The sequence below is a fragment of the Streptomyces shinuiensis genome (assembly GCF_043660855.1).
Classification (GTDB): domain Bacteria; phylum Actinomycetota; class Actinomycetes; order Streptomycetales; family Streptomycetaceae; genus Streptomyces.
Window position 1 is genome coordinate 453,860 of the sequence record NZ_JBIHML010000001.1, and the last position, 21,317, is coordinate 475,176.

Here is a 21,317-nt window from a genome sequence, read left to right on the forward strand (position 1 = left end):
TGATCGGTTTCCGCACCAGGGCCGGTCCCCCATACCGGGGGGCAGGACGGTGTGGCTCAACCACGGGGGGACGTCCGGTGAACGGCGATTGAACGCGGCACCGGCCGCTCGCCGGTGATGGCACTCTGAGCAGCATGGATGCACGTGGCCTGGTGCGGTCGGTGAGGTTGGTCGGTGCGGCGCAGGGGTTGCGTGCGGCGCGGTCCGCGTGGCGGGGGCGGCGCGTGGACGCCCGGGCCCTGGCGCGCGGCGGCCGGGAGCGTGCGCGGGTACCGGGTCCGGCGCGGGGGGCCGAGCCGCGGCCGGGCGGTGGCGTGGTGCACTTCGAGCGGTCGTCGCTGCGGGTGCGGGTGACGGCGGGCGGGACGGTGTTCTGCGGATGGGACGGTGCGGCGCCCGAGCCGTCGTACGCGCTGGCGGGCGCGTACCCGCAGGCGGATCCGCGGGCGGTGCTGGAGCCGGACAAGGACGGCGGCTGGCGGGTGGTCTCCGAGCGGGTGCTGGTGACGGTGACCCGGCTGGGTGCGGTGGAGGTGCGCACCCCCGGCGGTGTGGTGCTGCGCCGTGACCTGCCGCCGCGCTGGTGGGAGCCGGCGGACGGGGCGGAGGGCGGTTCGGGGGGTGGCGCGGGGAGCCGCTGGACACAGCGCTCGGAGGTGCCGGCGGACGCGCGGTTCTTCGGCCTGGGCGGGCAGACGCCGGGACCGAGGCTGCGCGGCGGTCCGTACCGGTTGTGGAACGCGGGTCCGGTTCCGTTCCGGGCGGGGCGCGGCACGCGGTCGCTGACGATGCCGGTGCTGTGGGTGGTGGCGGACGCGGGCGGCCACCTGCTCTTCCACGACAATTCCTGGGACGGCCTGGTGACGCTGCGCGAGGGCCTGGAGGGTGCGGGCTCCGGCCATGACCGGCCGGGCCGGTGCGAGGTGAGGATGTCGGGCGGTCCGCTGCGCTACTGGGTGCTGACGGGTGCGCCCTCGCGGGTGCTGCACGGCTGGCGGGCGCTGACGGGGGCGCCCGCGCTGCCGCCGCGGTGGGCGATGGGTCACCAGGCGGGCCTGTGGGGGGCGGGGGGCGAGCGCGAGGTACGGCGGGTGGTGGCGGGGTACGCCGAGCGGGGGCTGCCGCTGAGTGCCGTGCATCTGGGGGCGGGCCACCACCGGGGGCGGCGGGGGTTCACGGTGGACTCCGGGCGGTTTCCGGACCTGCCGGCCCTGGCGGCCTCGCTGCGCGGGCCGGACGGGGGCGGAGTGCGGCTGGTGTCGTGCGCCGACCCCGCGGTGCGTGCGGAGCCGGGGGAGGCGGTGTACGACGGCGGGCTGGACGAGGACGCCTTCGTCAGGGATCCGCTGGGCCGGCCGGTGCGCGGGGTGGGCCCGGCGGGTGAGGTGGTGTACCCGGACTTCACCGATCCGCGGGTGCGCAAGTGGTGGGGAGGTCTGTACTCCGAGCGACTGGCGCGGGGGTTCGCCGGGTTCTGCCACGAGATGAACGATCCGGTCTCCCTCGCGGCCTTCGGTGATCCGACGCTGCCGCGGTCGGCCGGGCACTGCCTGGAGTCGCGCGGCGGCGACCACCGGGAGGCGCACAACGTCTACGCCCTGGCGATGGCCCGCGCGGGCTTCGAGGGACTGCGGGGTCTGCGGCCCCGCGAGCGGCCGTTGCTGCTGTCGCGCTCGGGCTGGGCTGGTCTGCAGCGCTACGGCGGCACCTGGACGGACCAGACGTCGGCCGGCTGGGAGGGGCTGCGGGACGCGCTCGCCCAGGTGATCGGCCTGGGGCTGTGCGGGGTGCCGTACTGCGGTGCGGACGTCGGGGGCCCGGCGGGGTCGCCGCGGCCGTCGCCGGAGCTGTATCTGCGCTGGTTCCAGCTGGCCGCGTACCTGCCGCTGTTCCGCACTCCCGCCGTGCCGGGCTCCGGGCGGCTGGAGCCGTGGGAGTTCGGCCCGAAGGTGCTGGAGCACGCGCGGGCGGCGCTGCGCGAGCGGGAGCGGCTGCTGCCGTACTTCGCGACGCTGGCCCGGCTGGCGCACCGCTCGGGGGCTCCGTACGTGCGCCCGCTGTGGTGGGCCGCGCCGAAGGACCGGGCGCTGCGGGAGTGCGAGGACGCGTTCCTGCTGGGGGACGCGCTGCTGGTGGCGCCGGTGCTGGAGCCGGGGTTGGTGCGCCGTACCGTGCGGCTGCCGCGCGGGTGGTGGTACGACACGGCCACGGAGCGGGTGCACAGGGGCCCGGGCCGGGTGGTCGTCGAGGCTCCGCGGGCGCGGGTCCCGGTGCTGGTCCGGGCGGGTTCGGTGGTGCCGGTGGCCGGGCCGGAGGGCGGGGTCGAGCTGGAGGTGTGGGCTCCGCCGCCCGGGCGTACGGGCGGCGGAGTGGTGGCCGCGGATCCGGGGGACGGCTTCGGGCGGGTGGAGCTGGAGCGGTTCTCGGTGCGGACGCTGGGCCGGGAGGTGGTGGTGGCGCGGGAGGGAGCCGCTGAAGCGGGGTACCCGGTGCGGGTGCGCGGCTCGGGGGCGTGAGCGCACGGAGGGCGCGGGGCGTACGCGCGGGCGCGTGGGCGCTTGAGCGGTCTTCCGAGATGTGCCGGGCACCTGGTGGACGGAGGGGTCATGCCGATCAGGGAACCGATCACTTCACCGTCCGCGCGACCGGACGGGAAACCCTTCGCGCGCGGGCCCGGGGCGCGCTCCCCGGTGGCCGCGGTCCTCCTCGTGCTCGCCGTGCTCGTCACCACGGCGCCGCCCGCGCGGGCCGAGCCGGAGCCGAAGGCGCCGCCTCGGTTCGTGGCGCTCTACGAGGTGGATCCGACGATCCTCCAGGAGATCCGCTACACCACCGCGCACAACTTCGTGGGCGATCCCGTCGACGGGTACCGCAAGCCGGTGTGCCTGCTGACCCGCGACGCCGCCGAGGCGCTGCGCCGGGCGCAGTGGAAGCTGCTGTGGCGGGGGTACGCGCTGAAGGTCTACGACTGCTACCGCCCGCAGCGGGCCGTGGACCACTTCGTGGCGTGGGCGCAGGACCTCGGCGACCAGCGGATGAAGGAGGAGTTCTACCCCCGGGTGGACAAGACGCGGCTGTTCTCGGACGGGTACATCGCCGAACACTCCGGGCACAGCCGGGGCAGCAGCGTCGATCTGACCCTGGTGCGGCTGCCCGCCTGGCCGACCCGGCCGTATGTGCCGGGTGAGCCGCTGACGCCGTGCTTCGCGCCGCGGGAGGAGCGGTTCCCGGACAACTCGGTGGACATGGGGACGGGCTACGACTGCTTCGACACCCTGTCGCACACGATGGACCCGCGGATCACCGGTGAGCAACGGGCCAACCGGCTGCTGCTGAAGGAGGCTCTGGAGGAGGTGGGCTTCGTGAACTACGAGGCCGAGTGGTGGCACTACACCTTCCGGCGGGAGCTGTTCCCCGACACCTACTTCGACTTCCCCGTGCATCCCGGGTCGCTCACCGGACGCTGAGCGGCCCCCGTCGGTGCGCGCCCCGGCGCGCGCTGTGCCGGAGCGGAGCGGCGGTACGGCGCCACCCCCGTGGGTCCCGTACCGCCGTCGTCCGGTGGTGGGACGCGGCCCGCTCCGCGACGGTTCTGGAGCCGGTGCGCTGTCACCCGTTCGCGGCATTTCCCGGACCTTCCGCCTGCGTACGGGGCGGTGGGCCCGCGGCGCGGAAACGCTCGTGAACTCTGCGCGAACACCCCCTCCGGGCGCCTTCGGCGGCGGCATGCCGGTGCCGTGCGTGCCCGGACGAGCCGGCTCCGATTCGCCCACCAGCCGGTCGTGGGCCTCGGGACCGGTTCCTGCCGGCCGTGTCGGGCCGGTACGGCCACGCCCTGTCCGCCGGCCGGCCCGCGGTCCGGCCGGTGGTCCGGGTGGGCGCGACCGCCTGGGAGGTGCTCGACGTGGTGGCCTCCGGGGACAGCGGCCGTACGGCCGGCGACGTGGCGGTCGTGGACGAGGCGGGGCGCTGCGTGGGAGTGGTGCGGCTGGCCGAGGTGGTCGGGGCGCTGGCCGACAGCCGTATGGAGGACGCTCCGGGACTGGAGCGGCTCACCCGGATGCCCCGCCCGGGCGCGTGCTGAGCCGCGTCCGGGCGGGGTGCCGGGCCGTGGGGCCCGCCCGGCCGGAGAGGCCGGTGGCCCGCACCGTCCGCCCTTGAGGGGCGCTGTGGGATGCGGGGCGGAAAGGGCCGCCTCGCTCTGCGGGTTGCCTTGACGGTCCTCCTCACCGGGTGAACACTTCCGATTATCAGACGGTATCGCCGCACGTCGGTCTCCATGACCGGATGCTCCCCGGGGCGGTTCCGCTGGACACGCACGCTCGTCGCGGACCCGGCGGCACGGTGCGGCCGCACCGTGCCGCCGGGTCCGCCCGCACCGCACGACGCACCCCGCAGGGACACCCGGGGCCGCTGCCCGGGGTGAGGGCACGGAGGAGCGGCAATGAACCTTCCCAACAGCGATATCTTCTTCGGCGAGATCATCGGAACGGCACTCCTGGTCCTCTTCGGCGCGGGAGTCAACGCCGCCATCACGCTCAACCGTTCCAAGGCGCAGAACGCGGGCTGGGTCGTCATCGCCTTCGGATGGGGCTTCGGTGTGCTCACGGGCGCCTACACCGCGGCGCCGCTGTCCGGGGGACACATCAACCCCGCCGTGACCATCGGCATCGCCACCCAGACGGGTGAGAACTGGGACAAGGTCCCGGTCTACATCGCCGGGCAGATCATCGGCGCGTTCCTCGGCGCCGTGCTGGCCTGGCTGGTCTACTACTCGCAGTTCGCGCTGAACCGCGACAAGGAGACCGCGATGCCGACCCTCGGCATCTTCTCGACGATTCCGGAGATCCGCAGCCCGGCGGCCAACCTGGTCACCGAGATCATCGCGACCTTCGCCCTGGTACTGCCGATCCTGGCCTTCGGCCTGACCGAGGGGCTGGGCGAGTCCGGCACCGCACTCCTCATCGTCGCGCTGCTGGTCGTCGGGATCGGCCTGTCCCTCGGCGGCCCCACCGGTTACGCCATCAACCCGGCCCGTGACCTGGGCCCCCGCATCGCCCACACGCTGCTGCCCATCTCCAACAAGGGCAGCTCCGACTGGGGGTACTCCTGGGTTCCGGTGGTGGGGCCGGCCATCGGCGGTGTCCTCGGGGCACTCGTCTACAACCTCGCTTTCTGACCCGGACCGCGAGAACCGGACCGCCAGAGCCGGGACAAGGACGGAGAGGAACCGGGAAGAGCGGGAAGTACCGAGGACGACCAGCACAAGGGGACCGGAGGAACCGCCATGACGGACACCGCAGCCACCTACGTCGCCGCGATCGACCAGGGCACCACGTCGAGCCGCTGCATCATCTTCGACCACGACGGCGCGATCGTCGCCGTCGACCAGCGCGAGCACCGGCAGATCTTCCCCAAGCCCGGCTGGGTGGAGCACGACGCCACCGAGATCTGGTCCAAGGTCCAGGCCGTGGTCGCGGGGGCGCTCGCCAAGGCGGGGCTGCGCGGCCGCGACCTGAGCGCGCTGGGCATCACCAACCAGCGCGAGACGACCGTGCTGTGGGACCGCGCCACCGGGAGGCCCGTTCACAACGCCATCGTCTGGCAGGACACCCGCACCTCCGCGCTCTGCCGGGAACTGGGCGGCGACATGGGGCAGGACCGGTTCCGCGACCGGACCGGGCTCCCGCTGGCCAGCTACTTCTCCGGGCCGAAGGCCGCCTGGCTGCTGGAACACGTGCCCGGGCTGCGCGAGCGCGCCGCCGCGGGCGAGATCGCGTTCGGCACCATGGACTCCTGGCTGATCTGGAACCTCACCGGCGGCACGGAGGGCGGCGTACATGTCACGGACGTCACCAACGCCAGCCGGACCATGCTGATGAACCTGGAGACCCTCCAGTGGGACTCCTCGATCCTGGACGCCATGGGCATCCCCGAGGCGATGCTGCCGGAAATCCGCTCCTCGGCCGAGGTGTACGGCACCACTGCGGTGGGGACGAGCACCGGGGTACCGGTGGCCTCCGCGCTCGGCGACCAGCAGGCGGCCATCTTCGGCCAGACCTGCTACGAAGTCGGCGACGCCAAGAACACCTACGGCACCGGCTCGTTCCTGCTGCTGAACACCGGCCACCGCCCGGTGACGTCCAAGAGCGGACTGGTGACCACGGTGGGTTACCAGCTCGGCGGCGAGCGGCCCGTCTACTGCCTGGAGGGCTCGATCGCCGTCACCGGCGCCCTGGTGCAGTGGTTCCGCGACCAGCTCGGGATCATCCGGGAGGCCGCCGAGATCGAGCCCCTGGCCGCGAGCGTGGAGGACAACGGCGGCGCGTACATCGTCCCGGCCTTCTCCGGCCTGTTCGCCCCCTACTGGCGCTCGGACGCACGCGGCGTCATCACCGGTCTGACCCGCTACGTCACCAAGGCGCACCTGGCACGGGCCGTGCTGGAGGCGACGAGCTGGCAGACGCGCGAGGTCGTCGACGCGATGTACCAGGACTCCGGGGTGGAGATCACCAGCCTCAAGGTGGACGGCGGCATGACCGCCAACGGACTGCTGATGCAGCACCAGGCGGATGTGCTCGGGGTACCGGTGATCCGGCCGGTGGTCTCCGAGACCACCTGTCTGGGCGCGGCGTACGCGGCCGGTCTGGCCACCGGGGTCTGGTCGGACCTGGAGGAGCTCAAGGCGCACTGGAGGAAGGACGCCGAGTGGACCCCGCGGATGGACGCGGAGGTCCGTGAGCGGGAGCACCGCAACTGGCGCAAGGCCGTCGAGCGCAGCTTCGGCTGGGAGGAGGACGGCGACTGAGCGGCCCTCTGCGGTGGGCCCGGCTCCAGGGCCGGGCCCACCGGGCGCCGGGGCGCGTGAGGTCAGGGGGCGCTCCCGCGGTACCGGGGAGCGCCGGCGGCCATGGCGTGCTCGACGACCGAGGCCAGCATCTCGCGCACGGAGCCGCGGTCGCGCACGTCGCACCGCAGGACCGGCACCGCCGCGTCCAGCCCCAGCGCGGCGCGCACCGCCTCCTTCGGAGGCCGGCGGGCGCCGTCGGAGCGGTTGACGGCCACGGCGTACGGGACGGCGTGCCGCTGAAGGCGGTCGAGCGCGCCGAGGCAGTCCCGCGGGCGGCCGGGGTCGGCGAGGAGCACCGCGCCGAGCGCCCCCTGGGCCAGCTCGTCCCACAGTGGCCGAAACCGCTCCTGCCCCGGGGCCGCGAGGAGGCAGAGGGTCAGCCGTTCGCTCAGTGTGATGCGGCCGAAGTCCATGGCGACGGTGGCGGCTCTCCGCTCGTCGGATCCCTCCGCTTCCGCCGCTCCCCGTGCCCGCCCGGGTCCGCCGGACGGGGGGCGGGCCTCTGCCAGGAACTCCTCGGTGCGCAGCGGCCCGACCTCGCTGGCGGAGCCGACCAGGGTGGTCTTGCCCGCTCCCGGTCCGCCCGCCACCAGCACCTTCAGCGCCACCGGCGAGGCAGCGGCGGCGCTCCCCCGGTGCTTCCGGCAGGAGCCGGAGTCCGCGAAGACCATCGGTTCTTCCTCCGCATCTCGCAGTGCGGCCCGCACTCCGCGGTGCCGCCCGTCGGAGCAAGAGATCGTTCCGTACCGGCGCGGTGACGACAAGTCCCCGGAGCGGCCGGGACGTGATCCGGCCAAGTGCCGCCCAAGGCCGCCGAGTACGGCTCCGTGCCACCTCCATGGGTCGTTTACGGCCGGTATCGCCAGGGAACTGGGCGGTATGCCTGTTTCTCAGAACGTCCGCACAGCCTTCTCCGCGGTCCGGTCCGCCGCCCGTTCCGCGCTTCCGGATCCCGAGCGTCCGGGGCGGGTCCTGACCGCGGTGGAGAAGCTGGAGAGCACTCCGCGTCTCGACGCCGCGCTCGGACCGCTGCGGCGCGCCGTGCGCGCACTCCCGCTGGGCGGCGCGCGCGACGCCCTGCACGGCCGCTGGCTGGGTCACGCGGTGCACCCGCTGACGGTGCAGGTTCCCATCGGGACCTGGATGTCCGCCGCCGTGCTCGACCTGCTGCCCGGGCAGCGCCGCGGCGCCGACGTCCTGGTGGGAGTCGGCCTGGCGGCCGCCGCCCCGGCAGCCCTGACGGGCTGGGTGGACTGGGCCGAGCTGCGCAAGCCGCAGATGCGGGTCGGCCTGGTGCACGCCGCGGCGAACGCAGCGGCCGTGGGCCTGTACTCGGCCTCGCTGGGCGCCCGGCTGCGCGGCAGGCGGGCCCGGGGCCGCCTGCTGGGGTTCGCGGGGCTGGTCACGGTGAGCGCAGGAGGGGCTCTGGGCGGCCACCTGGCCTACCGGCAGGCCGCCGCCGTCAACCACGCCGAGCAGGTGCCCGCCGTGGTCGGGCCCGGCTGGCACCCCATCGGTGACATGGCGGACCTGCCGGTCGGCGAGCCGGTCCGGCGGTACGTGGGCGAGACACCGGTGGTCGTCGTCCGTGAGACCGGCGGGCAGGTGCACGCCCTGGCCGACCGGTGCAGTCACATGGCCGGGCCGCTGTCGCAGGGCACGGTCGCCGACGGATGCGTGCGGTGCCCCTGGCACGGCAGTGTCTTCCGCCTGGCGGACGGCTGGAACGTACGGGGTCCCGCGACCTCCCCCCAGCCGGTCTTCGAGACCCGGCTGGTGGACGGACGGGTGGAGGCGCGCCTGGTCCTGGACCCGGTCCAGGCGCACCGCCCCGTGGCCGGATCGGCCGGACCGGCCTGAGCGGCCTGAGCGGGCCGCCCACGGCCGCTGGAGACGCCCGGGGCGCCCGGAAGGAACTCGGTCAGAGCGCCCGCAGGCCGTTGATCACATCACGCAGGATGCGCTCGTCCGGCAGTTCGGCCGGGGGCACGGGACGGGTCACGCGGACCAGCTCGGCCTCGACGAGATCTCCGACCAGGACGCGTACGACGCCCACCGGCAGGTCCAGTACGGCCGCCAGTTCGGCGACCGGCTGAGGGGCCCGGCGGCACCGGGCGACGATGTCGAGGTGCTCCGGGCCGAGTATGCCGGTGCCGCCCGCGGCACCGGCCGTGCGGGCACCCCCGGGCAAGGCCGGGGGCCGGGCTTCGGAGGCGCCGGCCGGTCCGGCGTCCGGGAGCGACTCCGGGGGTGCGTCCGGGACGCCGTCCGGCGTCTCGGCGACCACCAGCGCGACCGGGTCGATACGACTCCCGGTCGCGCTGCGGGTGCGGCCGCGCGTCATGGCGTACGGCCGTACCACCGGTCCGGCGGCGTCGTCGAACCAACGGTCCGTCACGGCGGGCTCACCCCGTACCGGTCGCGTCGTGCCGGGGCAGACCGTCCGGGAGCCGGTCCGGCTCACCCCTCACCCGGATGGCGCCCTCCCCCGTGCCGTGCACTGCGGTCATCGGCCGTCCCCCTCCAGTGTGTCGGTCGCGGTGCCGTGTCGTGCGAACCGGTCCCACCGTCCGAGCCGTTCCCGTCCTCCGAGCCGTCCACACCCGCGCCGCCGGGGGAGTTCACGCTCTGCTGCCGGCCGCGCCGCAGTCCGTGCTGGAGCGAGGCCATCCTGGCGCGCGCCCGGTCGGCGTCCCGTCCCCGCTCCCTGCTCCCGTCCTGACCGTGGTCCTGGTCACGGTCCTGGGTGCGGTCTCCGTCCGGGGCCCGGTGGGTGCCGGACCAAAGTTCCCCGACGAACCCGGCACCGCCGCCCTCGCCGGACGGGCGGCGGGAGGGGGGCCGCGGTGCCGGTTCGCCGCGGTGGCCGGCGGCGTGCCCGCGCAGAAGGGTCCCGACCTCCGCCCCGGCCCCCTCGGACCCCCCGGCCGGACCGCCCCGGCCCGCTCCGATGGCGGGCCGGGCGCCGCGCAGCGGAAGTCCCGCGGTGGTCCGGGCGTGGTCCCCGGCGCGGTGCTCGGCGGTGTCCGCCTCCTCCCCCGCCGCCACGGCGGTCCGGGAGGCGCGGGGGATCTCGGTGAGCAGCGCACCGGGGACGAGTACGACCGCAGTGGTGCCGCCGTAGGGCGAGGGCTGCAGGGAGACGCGGACGTTCTGGCGCCGGCCGAGCCGGGAGACGACGAACAGGCCGAGCCGGTCGGTGTCGGAGAGCCGGAAGTCGGGCGTCTCGGAGAGCCGGAGGTTGGCCTCCAGCAGCGCCTCCGGGGACATGCCCAGGCCACGGTCGTGGATCTCCAGGGCGAAGCCGCTGGGGACCCGCTCGCCGAGCACCTGGACCGCGGTGTGCGGTGGCGAGAACACCGTCGCGTTCTCCAGGAGTTCGGCGACGAGGTGGGTCAGGTCGGCGATGGCGGCGCCGTCGACCGCGAGCGGGGGCAGCCGTCGCACCTCGATGCGCTCGTAGTCCTCCACCTCGGAGACGGCGGCACGGACGACGTCCATCAACGGGATGGGCTTGCGCCACTGGCGGGAGGGCGTGGCGCCGGAGAGGATGACCAGGCCCTCCGCGTGGCGGCGCATACGGGTGGTGAGGTGGTCGAGCCGGAAGAGGTCGGCCAGTTCCCCGGGATCCTCGGTACGCCGCTCCATCGCGTCCAGCAGGGTGAGCTGGCGGTGGAGCAGCACCTGGCTGCGGCGGGCGAGGTTGACGAAGACCTCGGAGACACCGCGGCGCATGTCCGCCTGTCTGACTGCGGCCTCGACGGCGGCCCGCTGGAGGGTGTCGAGTGCCTGTCCGACCTGCCCGATCTCGTCGCGTCCGTACTCCAGGCGCGGTGCCTCGGTCTCCACGTCGACCTGCTCGCCCGCGGCGAGCCGCCGCATGACCCCGGGCAGCCGTACGCCCGCCGCCTCCCCCGCCTCCCTGCGCAGGGCGCCGAGGTCGCGGACCAGGCCGCGGCCGATGCGCAGGGAGACGGCCACGGAGACGACGACGGCCGCGAAGCCCAGGATCCCGACGACGGCGGCGCGCAGCAGCACGGAGGCGGCCTCCGGTCCGACTCGCCGGTGGTAGCGCTCGCCGGTCTCCCGGTCCATGCGCCGCAGCTCCTCCAGGACGGTGCCGGAGGTCTTCTGCCAGCGCTCCGCGTCGAAGGCCCTCACCGCTCCCGCGGCGCCGGCACCGATGATCTCGTCCTCGGCCGCGCGCAGGGTCCGGCCGTCGGTGCCGGACCAGAACTTCTGATACCTCTCCCGGTCCTCGGCGGGCAGCACCGACAGATGCGTGCGGTAGGTGAGTTCGCGTTCGGCCACCCGGTCGGAGACGGCCCGCAGCTGGTCCCCGGTCATCCGGCCGGCGGTGAACGCGGCGGCCAGCAGGGCGTCTTGGCGGGAGAGGTACTCGCGGGCGCGGGAGAGGCCGATGAGGGCGCGGCCCTCCCTCTCCAGCCGGACGTCGTCGACGCCACGCATGCCGGTGAGGAAGGTGTGGCACGGGTCGACGAGGGCGTTGTACGCGTCGTAGGCGTCCCGGCGTTCGACGGTGTTGTCCGCGACCCGGGCACGCACCTTCTCCAGCCGGTCGAGCGCGGCGAGGAGTTCGTCCAGGCGCCTGCGGGGATCGTTGTCCAGCTCGCCGCGGATCTCCTCGCCTCCGGCCCGGGCGCGCAGGGCCGTCACCGCCTCGTCGGTGGCGCGCTGCCCGTCGCGCAGGGCGGTCAGGGAGTCGGAGCGGCGCGGGTCGGCGAGGTGGACGAGGGTGTGGCGGCGCTCGGTCTGGAGGGCGCGGACGGTCTCCTGGACCGGTTCGCCGAGCTCGCCCATGACGGCCGCGGCGTCGAGCAGCCGGTCCGCCTCACGGCCGGTGATCACAGTGGCGAACGCCCAGATCGAGGTGAGCGCCACCAGGGGGACCAGCAGCAGCGCCACGATCTTCCGCCGGATCGACTTGCCGCGAAAGCGCATGGCCTCCCCTGTGTCCATCCCGTCGAACGGGAGCATGGGTTCCCTCAGCAAACGGCGCGAGCCTACTACTGGCGACGGGCGGGCCGTGGTCGCGTCCGGGACATCGGGCATCAGTGCGGGCGCCTGTCGTGCGCTGTTGTGACGCTGTGTTGTGATACGCCGGATGCCGCACGGTGTGCGGGGAACACGCGCACGACAGGGCACGGGGAGACCGCATGGGGCTGAGCAGGGCCGACTGGGGACCGGGTGGATTCGATCAGTTTCGATCGGACCGGGATGAGGACGAGGTGTACGAGGAGAGTGGAGATCATGTGGACGCCGGATCGGGGCTGCCCGACCCGGTGCGGGCGGCGGCCGTGCGCGCGGTCGTCCTCGTGGCCGTGACCCTGGTACTGGTGATGGTCGCCGTCCTGTGCTCCCTGGCGCAGGTGTGGCTGGCCCTTCCCATGGTGCTCGTGGCCGTGGCGGGCACGGTGGTCACCACCTGGGGGGTGCTGGACGTGTGGATCACCCAGCAGATGTGGAACCAGCGCAACGGGGTGGTCTCCACGCCGAGCAGCGTGGCGCGCGAACGCGGTGCCTTCCGCCGAAGACACGGCTGACGGCCACCGGAGAGCCGGGCCCCTGGCCCGGGACCTCAGCCGGAGGTGCCCGCCGCGGCGGTCTCCTCGCCGGGGGCGGTCGGCGCCGGGACGGAGGGCGGCGTGTCCCGCGCCCGGCCGGCGCCGTCGGGGCGGCGGAACATCCGGGTGGCGGTGATCTCGCCGTGGACCGGCTCCGATTCCGGATCCTGCCCGGGCAGCCCGGGCCGCAGGTGCTCCTCGACGCTGATGTACTTCAGCCCCGCCCTCAGATCGGCGTCGTTGCGCAGCCGGATGACCAGCGGGAACTCCGCCAGCGCCGTGGTGTCGAACAGACCGGTGGTGTAGATGAGCTGGACGCCCAGCGCGTCGGCCACCGCGCGCTGGAGTTCCAGCAGATAGGTGGCGTTGGCCCGGCCGATGGGGTTGTCCAGGAAGAGCGTGCCCGCGTGCCGGTGCCGGTCGCGGCCCCGGTCGTTGCTGCGCAGCGCGGCCATCGTGCAGTACAGGGCGATGGCCGCGGTCAGCAGCTGGCCGCCGGAGAAGACGTCCCCCATCTGCCCGACCGGCACCCGTTCGGCGCGCAGCACCGCGTCGGGCTTGAGGATCTCCACCGACACCCCGCGCGGCCGGAGGGCGGCGTGGACGCCCCGCAGCAGCAGCGTCATGCCGTCCCGGCGCAGGTCGGAGTTGCGGCGGACGGCCGCCCGGGTGGCCTCGTCGATGACTTCTCCCAGCCACTCGGTGAGGGCGGCCTGGTCGGGGTCCTCGAAGCGGATGCGCAGGAACTCCTGGCCGGACCACTCCCCCAGCCCGCCGGGGAGCCGGGACAGGCGCTGTGCGGAGCGGAGGGTGGCCAGCGAGGACTCCACCAGGCCGCGCAGCCGGTCCACGATGCTGTTCCGGTTGCGTTCCAGTTGCTCCAGCTCGTCGGTCAGGACGCGCAGCCGGGGCTCGAAGGCTGCGGCCCAGGAGGCGGCGTGGTCGGGCAGGGCGGCGGCCGGCAGTTCGCGGATCTGCTGGCGGGCGGGGGTGCGCACCTGCTCGTAGCGGGTGGAGTTGGCGTGCCGCACCAGCACGTCGCCCGCCTCGCGCACGGCCGACTCGGCGGCGGTGAGGTCGGCGGCGCAGCCGCGCAGGGAGCGGCGGGCCTCGGCGGCCGCCTGCCGGGCCCGGTCGAGGGCGCCGGCGTACGGCTCGGGCCGCTCCCCGCCCTCCTCCGGGCCCGTACCGCCCGCACCGTGCGGGTCGCGCAGCAGGTCGCGGAGCATGGCGGCCAGTTCGTCGAAGGTCCCGGCGGCGTCCTCGGCGGCGCGCTGGGCGCGCAGCAGGTCGGCGTGGGCGGCGCGGGCGGCCTCCAGTTCGCCGGTGCGGGCGGCCAGTTCGGTGTTGGCGCCGCGCAGCAGGGTCTGGGCCTGCTCGGCGTCGGCGGGGACCAGGTCCTGCGGCAGTTCGGTGTAGGCGTCCCGGTCCTCGCCGGGGGCCAGTCGTTCGGCCTCGCCGCGCAGCCGGCCGAGCTGCTCGCTGGCGGCCGAGGCGCGGGACTCCAGCATCTGGACCAGGGCCTCGGCGCGGGCCGCGGCGGCCTGCCGGGAGGGGCCGTCGGCGCCGTCGGGGCCCTCCAGGAGCTGGGCGGCGCGGATGCGGACCTTGTTGGTGAGCCGGTCCAGGGCGGCGCGCGCGGCGCTCTCGTCTCCCTCGGCCCGTGCCTGCTCGGCGCGCAGATCGGCCCCGACCCCGACCTTCTCGTAGAGCTGGGAGGCCGCACGGTACGCCTCGCGCAGGGCGGGCAGGGACGCGGGGGGACCGGCGGACGGTGCAGCGGTGTCCGGGCCGTCGAACGTGTCGGGGGCGCCCGCGATCTCGGCGCGCTCGGCGCGCAGCGCGCGGGCGGTACGGCGCGCGTCGTCGGCGGCGCGCTGGGCTGCACGCCGGTCCTCGTCGGCGGCGCGGGCCCGCTCCAGGCAGGCGCCGGCCCGGACCTCGGCCTCGGTCGTCTCGTCGGCCAGCTCCCGCAGCCGGGCCTGCCACTTGGCGCGCTCGCGCAGCCGGAAGGCGAGTCCGGCCAGGGCGTCGGCGGAACGGCGGGCCTGCTGGGCGCGCTCCTGCCTCTCCTCGCGTACGCGGGCGGCCTCGGCCGCGCTCTCCTCGGCCTCGGCCGCGGCGGCGCGGGTCTCCTCCAGGTGCTGCCGGGCGGTCTCGGCGGTCTCGGCGGCGGCCCGGGCACCGGCTGCCAGCTCGGCCAGACGTCCGGGCGGGCAGCCGGTGCGCCAGGAGGCGATCCGCGCGGCCAGGGAGCGGTCGGCGGACAGCCGTGCGGCCAGGGAGCGGATCTCCTCGTCACGGGCGGTGGCGCGCTCGCGCAGCCGGCTGCGCTCGTCGTCGGCCGCGTGCTCGTCGTGCATGGCCGGGTTGGGCGGTACGAGGAACACGCCGGAGCCGTCGATGGCTTCGGCCCTCTCGCCGCCGGGCGCGGGGACGGGTGCCAGCAGCGCGGCGGCGGTGCCGACGGCGACGGCCGAGCGGGGCAGCAGGGCCGCGCCCGCCAGGACCTCCCGGGCGCGGGCGTGGCTTTCGGGATCGGTGATGACGACACCGTCGACCAGCTCGGGCCGGGCGGCCAGGACGGCGGCGTGATCGGCCGGGTCCACGGACTGGGCGAGGTAGCGCCAGCCGGGCAGGGCGGGGATGCCGTGCTCGCCCAGGTACTCGACGGTGGCCAGGACGTCGGGGCCGGGCGGCAGCAGTCCGCCGTCACCGAGGGCGCCGAGGATGCGGGAGTCGTCGGCGGCGGCCGTGCGCAGGTCGAACAGCTGGCGCTCGGCGGTGGCGACCGACTCCTCCAGCAGTTCGCGCAGGGTCTCGGCGTTGCGGTCCAGCTCCCCGGCGTCCAGCGCGCCGCAGGGGCCGGACCGGGCCGGGCCGGGCTCCGGGGAAGCCGCCGGCCGTTCCCCGCCGGGCAGTCCCAGCAGCTCGGCCAGCCGTTCCTCGGCGCCCAGGGCCTCGGCGGTGCGCCGCTCGGCGGTATACGCGCTCCCGGCCGCCTCGGCGGCGTCGGCGGCGCGGGCCGCGGCCAACTCGGCGCGGGAGCGGGCCGCGGCGGTCTCCCGGGCGCGGTCGGCGGCGCGGCGGGCGCTCTCGCGCGCGCTCTCCCAGGCGGCGACGGCGGCCTTCTCCGCGTCACTGGCGGCCAGGGCGGCGCGAGCCGGGTCGGCGTCGGGCGAGGAGCCGTCCAGCCATCCGGCGCGTACGGCCTCGGCCGTCTCCTGCTCGACCTCGGCCAGGCGCTGTCGCAGGTGCTCGCCCTCGCTGCGGGCGCGCTGGGCCTCGGTGGCGGCGGCGGTGGCGTCCCGGTGGGCGGTCTCGCCCTCGCCCTGCAGGGCTGTGGAGCGCTCCTCCTCCTCGGCCGCGAGGTGCTCGGCCTTCTCCGCGGCGGCGTGCAGGGCGCACACCAGATCGGTGGCGGCCCGGGCACGGGCGGCCAGCGCGGGGGCGGCGTCGCGCTCGGCCTCCTGGATGGCCGCGGCGACCCGGGCGGCGCGGTCGGCGGCGGCGCGGTGCGCCAGCACCGTCTCGGCCGCCTGCCAGGCGGCGTGCAGGGTGCGGGCGTCGCTCAGCTCACGGCGCTGGGCGGCGGCGCTCCTCTCGCCGGCGGCGAGCGCCAGAGAGGCGTGGCGGTAGGCGAGTTCGGCCGCGATGAGCGCGGCGCGCTCGCGTTCGCGTTCGGCCTCGGCGGCGGAACGGGCTGCGTGGTCGGCCCGCTCGGCGAGTTCGGCGGCGCGGCCGCGCTCCTCGGTACCGCGGGCGGACAGCCGCCGGGCCAGGGTGCGGGTGCGCTGCTCGGCTCCGGCGTGGACGGCGCGGGCCTGCTCGCGGTGCCGGGCGGCCTCGTCGATGCGGCGCAGCAGGTCCAGCGACCCGGCGGTGAAGTCCTTCTCGGCGGTGAGTTCGGCACGGCGGCCGAGCTTGTGGGCGAAGCCGTGCACCAGGTCGGCCAGCCCGTCGGTGTCGCGGGTGTCGGTGACGGCGCGCAGCAGCAGATCGGTGAAGTCGGAGTCGTTCTTGACGGCGAACAGGCCGGCGGCCTCGCCCTCGTCGGCGTTCATCTCCCGCTGGTAGCGGAAGAGTTCGGGGTCGAGGCCGAGGTGGCCCAGATGCTCGTTCCAGCGTTCGTGGACCTCCTCCCAGACCACGTCGAGGTTCGGGTAGGCCTTGCCCGCGTCCACCAGGACGTCGCGGAAGCCCTTCATGGTGCGGCGCCGGCCGCGGGCGGCGGAGGCGCCCTCGGCGACGGGCCGCAGCGCGGTGGACTCGGCCACCGGCAGGGAGTCCAGGTTCATGCCCGGGCCGGGCCGGAAGCTGTACCAGGCCTCGGCGAACTTCCGCGGGTCGCTGGAGACCTGGCGGCCGCGCCACTCGCTGACCTTGCCGACGACGACGGTCTCCCCGGTGAGGGTGTGCTGCCACTCCAGGGCGACGTGCCCGCAGTCGTCGGCCAGCAGGAACTTGCGCAGCACGCCGGAGCTGGCGCCGCCGAGGGTGTTGCGGTGGCCGGGCAGCATCACCGAGAAGATCAGCTTGAGCAGGACGGACTTGCCGCCGCCGTTCTCCAGGAAGAGCACGCCGGCGGGCGCGGGGCGGCGCGGCGGGCCGATCGGCTCGTCCTCGAAGAAGTCCGCCTGGGCGGGGGCGGGGCTGGGCACCGGCTCGCCGACCCCGCGCAGGTCCAGCACGGTGTCGGCGTAGCGCGCACCGGCGGGCCCGATGGAGTAGAGGCGGATCCGGGACAGCTCGTACATGGCGGCGGGGCTCTCGTTGCTCTGGCGTCGCTGGGGACGGGTTTCAGCTGTGGAAGGGCAGTCCGGCGTCGGCGGCCGGCTCCGGGGCGTCGGGGTCGGGGGGCGGCAGCAGGGTGGCGCTGCCGTCGCCGACGGGCACCACGCCCAGCTCCAGCAGCTCGGTCATGGCGGCGCTGCCCGCCATGTCGCGCACCTGGAGCTGGTAGCGGGCGGTGGTGCGGTAGGTGCCCCCGGCGTCGTCGCCGGTGCGCTGGAGGAAGCCGGAGTCGGCGAGGAAGGCGGCGGCCTTGGCGACGATCCCGGTGGTGGAACCGGCCAGCCGACGGGAGTCCTTGGTGGCCCCGGTGGCGCTGCGCCGGGTGTACACCCGCCAGGCTGCCTCCAGCCCGGGCGCGTCGCTGGCCGGGTCGGTGTTCTCGCCCTCCCGCTCGGCGCGCTCCTCCAGTCTCCGGCAGGCCTGGCGGACGAAGGCGTCCACGCCGTTGACGGAGACCCTGCCGACGTAGCCGTCGTCGGCAAGATCCTCGGGACGGGGGAAGGCCAGGGCCGCGATGGCCAGATGGGCCAGGCCGTGCAGGAAGCGGTCGGTGGAGTCGGAGGTGGCGCGACGGGCGTAGTCGCCCATGCGTACGGCGAAGACGGAGTCCTCGGCGGCGGTGACGGCCATCCCCGCGCGCGGGGAGACCTCCAGCACGACCAGCCCGAGGCCGGTGGCGACGGCGTCGGCGAGCCGGGCGAAGGCGGGCTCCTCCCGGTAGCGGCGCAGCAGTTCCGCGTACTCGGCGTCACGGGCGGGCAGCAGCTTGGGCTGGAGGCCGAAGGAGACCAGCCGGGCGGCGTCGGCGGCGTCCGGCGGGGTGAGGGAGGCGGAGGAGCCAAGGGGGGCGGCCCTTCCGGACGCGGCGTGGGCGCCGGGCCGCTCACCGGGCTCCGGGGCGGGCTCCGTCCCGGGCCCGCCGTATCCGCCCGGCGCCTCCTGCTCACCGTAACCGTCATGACCGCCGTACGGGCCGTACTCGTTCACGATGCCACCTCCTCGCGGTCGGCCGCCATGCCCGCGGCGTCCAGCAGGGCCGTCCCCACGACGAGGTCGGCGCCGCCGAACTCCGGATCGTCCAGTTCCGTGCCGTCGTCCACGGCGAACAGCAGGCGCCGCTCGCCCTGCCGGTAGGCGGTGCCGACCGGCGGGCTGGCGGCGTGCACCGCCAGCAGGGCCACCAGATAGGGCAGGTCCGGGTCGCGGCGGCGGGCCTCGGCCAGCAGGCCCGACAGCCGGCGCGGAGCGTCGGCGGGCAGTTCCAGCAGCTGCCGGGCGGTCTCCATCTGCTCCTCGCTGAACCGGCTGTCGTCGGGTGTGGCGACCAGATCCGGCTCGGGCATCTCGGCGCCCAGGTGCTCGCGGGGCGCGGGCGGGGTGAGCAGCATCTCGGCCAGGTCCCCCAGCCGTACGGCCGCCGGGGTGCGCAGCCCGGTGCCGCGGGCGAAGAAGGCGTCGGTGACCTTGGTGGCCCGCTCCACCGGCAGCGGCAGCAGGGGCGCCAGCAGCTGCCCGTACAGGTCGAGGCCGGTGACGGCGGCGGGCGGGGCGAACGCCTGCCGGTCCTGCTCGGCGCGGAAGAGCGGTCCGGCCTCCAGCAGCCGGTACTGGAGCTGGGTGTGGCGCCGGATGCAGTCCTTGACGATGTCGACCAGTTCGGCGGCGCGCAGCTTGTGGTCGGGGTTCTTGTCGGCCGGGGCCTCGTCCCGCGCCCTGCGGATGTTGGTGAGGATGGCGTTCTCGTGGCGGTAGCGGTCGGCGACGTGGTCGAGCGCCTCGGCGATCATGTCGGGGACGTCGTTGAGCCAGTCGACCGCGCGGACGTTGCGCCGGGTGGCCTCCAGGGTGCGGCGCAGCGTCTCGGCGTACTGCACGGTGCGGTAGCGGGCCTGCTCGGCGGCGAGCTGGGCGTCGGCCAGGCGGCCCCGGCTGACCAGCACCTCCAGTTTGACCTCGGCTGCGATCTGCGCGCTGGTGACGTCGGTGTCCAGGGCGCCGACCAGGACGTTGACCGCCTCGTCGGTGGTGCGCAGATACACGCCTCCGCCCGGCCCCGGCACCTCCTCGACCAGCTTGAAGTCGTAGTCGCGCCGCACGTACTCGCCGTCGGGGCCGAAGGTGCCGTAGACGGCGCGGAAGCCCCGGTCGACACTGCCGACGTTGATCAGGTTCTCCAGGACCCAGCGGGCGACCCGCTCGTGCTCGGCGGCGGGCCGCCGCGGGGCCTGGGCCGCGACCCGCGGCAGCAGCCGGGCCACTATCTCCTCGTGGTCGGCGCCGGTGTCGAAGTCCATGTGCAGGGTGACCAGGTCGATGGCGGCCAGCGCCACCTCCGCCATCGAGTACGTGCCGTACTCCCCGGCCAGGTTGGCCTTGCGGGCGTCCAGGTCGTGCAGGGGCGCGGTGCAGGCCAGTGCCCGCAGGCGCCTGGCCAGACCCTCGTCGGCGGCCGGGCCGGGCGCGGGTCGACCGGCGCCGGGGGATGGGGCGGATACTGCTGTGGTCACACGGCACAGATTAGGCGCTGGCACTGACAAAGATCGAAACGGCGGGAGCGCCCGTACCCGCCGGGGCCGGGACGCGGGGCCGGCGCGCCCTGGCACCGGTCCACCGCAGGGTCGTGCGGTCGCACACCTCCGGCCGGCAGTCGCTCCGGGCGGTGCCGGTCGGCCAGGACACGGTGGCCGCCGGGGACGGGAGCCGGGAGGGTGACGCCCCGGCCCCGGGGGTGTGCTCGTCGCGGGGTCCCGGGCCCGGCACGACCAGCACAGGCCGGTGCCCGGCGGCGCGGTGGCCCTCGCCCGGCTCGCGCGGGGCGGTGCGGGGCCCGCCCGGGGCGGGGGTGACGAAGTTGGCCGGTCCGACGGTCCGCGGTCCGCTCACGCCGCGGCTCCCAGCCGGGTCGCCCGGGCGGCGAGGGCATCGGCGTAGTGCTCCAGGAGCCGGTCGCCGACGGCCTCCCAGGTGCGTGCGGCCACCGCCGCCCGCCCCGCCGACGCCAGCCGGGCGCGCAGTGCGGGGTCGGCCGCGAGGGTGCGCGCCGCCTCCGTCACGGCGTCGGCGTCGCCCGCAGGCACCGGGAGTCCGGTGCGGCCGTGCTCGACGAGGTCCAGCGGCCCGCCCGCGGCGGGGGTGACCACGGGGACACCGCCGGCCTGCGCCTCCTGCACGGTCTGGCAGAAGGTCTCGAACGGGCCGGTGTGCACGAAGACGTCCGGGCAGGCGAAGAGCCGGGCGAGATCGTCGCCGGTGCGGCGGCCGAGGAAGAGCGCGCCGGGCATCGCCTGCCGCAGCGCGGGCTCGCTCGGCCCGTCGCCGATCACCACGGTGCGCACGCCGGGCAGGGCGGCGGCCCCGGCCAGGAGGTCGACGCTCTTCTCGGGGGCCAGCCGCCCGACGTATCCGACGAGCACCTCGCCGCCGGGCGCCAGGGCGCGGCGCAGCCCGTCGTCGCGCAGCGCGGGGTCGAAGCGCCCGGTGTCCACCCCGCGCGACCACAGCCGTACGCGCGGCACGCCCCGGTCGGCCAGCTCGCGTGCGGAGACGGTGGACGGGGCGAGGGTGAGGTCGGCGGCGGTGTGCACGGCGCGTATCCGGCGCCAGGCGGCACCCTCCCCGGCGCCGAGGTAGGTGCGGGCGTATCCGGCCAGGTCGGTCTGGTAGACGGCCACGGCGGGCACGCCCAGGCGTGCGGCGGCGGCCATGCCCCGTACGCCGAGGACGAAGGGCCCCGCGAGGTGGACCACGTCGGGACGGTGCGCGCCCAGGGCCGCCCCCAGCCGCCGGCTGGGCAGGGCGACGCGCACCTGCGGGTAGCCGGGCAGGGGCAGGGAGGGCACGTGGACGACGGGTGCCGGACCGTCGGCGGGGACGCGGACGCCGTTGGGCGGCGCGGGGGCGACCACCAGCGGCCGGTGGCCGCGCCGGGCGAGGTGGACGGCGGTCTGCCAGGCGCAGTGGGCCACACCGTTGACGTCGGGAGGGTAGGACTCGGTGACGATGGCGACTTTCAGCCGGGTTCTCATACGTCGGTTCTGGCCACTGTTTGCGTGCCCACGACAACGTCCGCGTGTCCGCCGGGGGAATGT

General features: G+C 75.5%; 14 protein-coding genes. 7 read left to right on the forward strand and 7 right to left on the reverse strand.

What is annotated here, in order from left to right; translation table 11 throughout:
• Positions 1 to 134 precede the first annotated feature (134 nt).
• From ACGRHY_RS01950 to glpK, 5 genes are all read left to right on the forward strand, one after another.
• Complete coding sequence (locus ACGRHY_RS01950; protein WP_394633638.1) at positions 135 to 2,516, forward strand: glycoside hydrolase family 31 protein; 2,382 nt, start codon at positions 135 to 137, stop codon at positions 2,514 to 2,516.
• Positions 2,517 to 2,606: 90 nt separating this feature from the next.
• On the forward strand, positions 2,607 to 3,467 hold the full coding sequence (locus tag ACGRHY_RS01955) for a M15 family metallopeptidase (protein ID WP_394633639.1): 861 nt from the start codon (positions 2,607 to 2,609) through the stop codon (positions 3,465 to 3,467).
• A gap of 344 nt (positions 3,468 to 3,811) precedes the next feature.
• A complete protein-coding gene (locus tag ACGRHY_RS01960; RefSeq protein WP_394633640.1) occupies positions 3,812 to 4,084 on the forward strand; it encodes a hypothetical protein in 273 nt (90 codons plus the stop codon).
• A 360-nt stretch (positions 4,085 to 4,444) separates the two neighbouring features.
• The gene (locus ACGRHY_RS01965; protein ID WP_394633641.1) at positions 4,445 to 5,179 is read left to right on the forward strand and encodes an MIP/aquaporin family protein; all 735 of its coding nucleotides are present in this window, start codon (positions 4,445 to 4,447) and stop codon (positions 5,177 to 5,179) included.
• Between the two features lie 108 nt (positions 5,180 to 5,287).
• Positions 5,288 to 6,808 carry a glycerol kinase GlpK gene (gene glpK / locus ACGRHY_RS01970; RefSeq protein WP_394633642.1) on the forward strand — a complete coding sequence of 507 codons (1,521 nt, stop codon included), beginning with the start codon at positions 5,288 to 5,290 and terminating at the stop codon, positions 6,806 to 6,808.
• 62 nt (positions 6,809 to 6,870) lie between these two features.
• Here glpK and ACGRHY_RS01975 read toward each other — a convergent pair whose 3' ends face one another.
• On the reverse strand, positions 6,871 to 7,521 hold the full coding sequence (locus tag ACGRHY_RS01975) for a GTP-binding protein (protein WP_394633643.1): 651 nt from the start codon (positions 7,519 to 7,521) through the stop codon (positions 6,871 to 6,873).
• A 208-nt stretch (positions 7,522 to 7,729) separates the two neighbouring features.
• Here ACGRHY_RS01975 and ACGRHY_RS01980 point away from each other — a divergent pair, with 208 nt between their 5' ends.
• Positions 7,730 to 8,710, forward strand: coding sequence for a Rieske (2Fe-2S) protein (locus ACGRHY_RS01980; protein ID WP_394633644.1), 981 nt, complete (start codon positions 7,730 to 7,732; stop codon positions 8,708 to 8,710).
• 61 nt (positions 8,711 to 8,771) lie between these two features.
• On the opposite strand, the gene ACGRHY_RS01985 is transcribed toward ACGRHY_RS01980, so the two are convergent.
• Together ACGRHY_RS01985 and ACGRHY_RS01990 are read right to left on the reverse strand one after the other, a co-directional pair.
• A complete protein-coding gene (locus ACGRHY_RS01985; RefSeq protein ID WP_394633645.1) occupies positions 8,772 to 9,248 on the reverse strand; it encodes a DUF742 domain-containing protein in 477 nt (158 codons plus the stop codon).
• Positions 9,249 to 9,310: 62 nt separating this feature from the next.
• Positions 9,311 to 11,863 (reverse strand): sensor histidine kinase, encoded by a 2,553-nt coding sequence (locus ACGRHY_RS01990; protein WP_394633646.1) that lies wholly within the window; start codon positions 11,861 to 11,863, stop codon positions 9,311 to 9,313.
• 236 nt (positions 11,864 to 12,099) lie between these two features.
• Here ACGRHY_RS01990 and ACGRHY_RS01995 point away from each other — a divergent pair, with 236 nt between their 5' ends.
• Positions 12,100 to 12,414 (forward strand): hypothetical protein, encoded by a 315-nt coding sequence (locus tag ACGRHY_RS01995; RefSeq protein ID WP_394633647.1) that lies wholly within the window; start codon positions 12,100 to 12,102, stop codon positions 12,412 to 12,414.
• Positions 12,415 to 12,449: 35 nt separating this feature from the next.
• On the opposite strand, the gene ACGRHY_RS02000 is transcribed toward ACGRHY_RS01995, so the two are convergent.
• The 4 genes from ACGRHY_RS02000 to ACGRHY_RS02015 form a co-directional block, all read right to left on the reverse strand.
• Entirely contained in the window at positions 12,450 to 17,192 is a 4,743-nt protein-coding gene (locus tag ACGRHY_RS02000) for a coiled-coil domain-containing protein (protein ID WP_394633648.1), read from the reverse strand.
• Positions 17,193 to 17,235: 43 nt separating this feature from the next.
• The gene (locus tag ACGRHY_RS02005) at positions 17,236 to 18,216 is read right to left on the reverse strand and encodes a hypothetical protein (protein ID WP_394633649.1); all 981 of its coding nucleotides are present in this window, start codon (positions 18,214 to 18,216) and stop codon (positions 17,236 to 17,238) included.
• Complete coding sequence (locus tag ACGRHY_RS02010; RefSeq protein WP_394633650.1) at positions 18,213 to 19,736, reverse strand: hypothetical protein; 1,524 nt, start codon at positions 19,734 to 19,736, stop codon at positions 18,213 to 18,215. Before ACGRHY_RS02010 ends, ACGRHY_RS02005 begins: the two co-directional genes overlap by 4 nt.
• A gap of 372 nt (positions 19,737 to 20,108) precedes the next feature.
• Positions 20,109 to 21,242, reverse strand: coding sequence for a glycosyltransferase family 4 protein (locus ACGRHY_RS02015; RefSeq protein ID WP_394637892.1), 1,134 nt, complete (start codon positions 21,240 to 21,242; stop codon positions 20,109 to 20,111).
• Between the last annotated feature and the right edge of the window lie 75 nt (positions 21,243 to 21,317).

Coding starts and splice junctions, on each gene's coding strand:
- ACGRHY_RS01950 (WP_394633638.1), top strand. CDS start 135: ATGGATGCACGTGGCCTGGTGCGGTCGGTGAGGTTGGTCGGTGCGGCG.
- ACGRHY_RS01955 (WP_394633639.1), top strand. CDS start 2,607: ATGCCGATCAGGGAACCGATCACTTCACCGTCCGCGCGACCGGACGGG.
- ACGRHY_RS01965 (WP_394633641.1), top strand. CDS start 4,445: ATGAACCTTCCCAACAGCGATATCTTCTTCGGCGAGATCATCGGAACG.
- glpK (WP_394633642.1), top strand. CDS start 5,288: ATGACGGACACCGCAGCCACCTACGTCGCCGCGATCGACCAGGGCACC.
- ACGRHY_RS01975 (WP_394633643.1), bottom strand. CDS start 7,521: ATGGTCTTCGCGGACTCCGGCTCCTGCCGGAAGCACCGGGGGAGCGCC.
- ACGRHY_RS01980 (WP_394633644.1), top strand. CDS start 7,730: ATGCCTGTTTCTCAGAACGTCCGCACAGCCTTCTCCGCGGTCCGGTCC.
- ACGRHY_RS02000 (WP_394633648.1), bottom strand. CDS start 17,192: ATGTACGAGCTGTCCCGGATCCGCCTCTACTCCATCGGGCCCGCCGGT.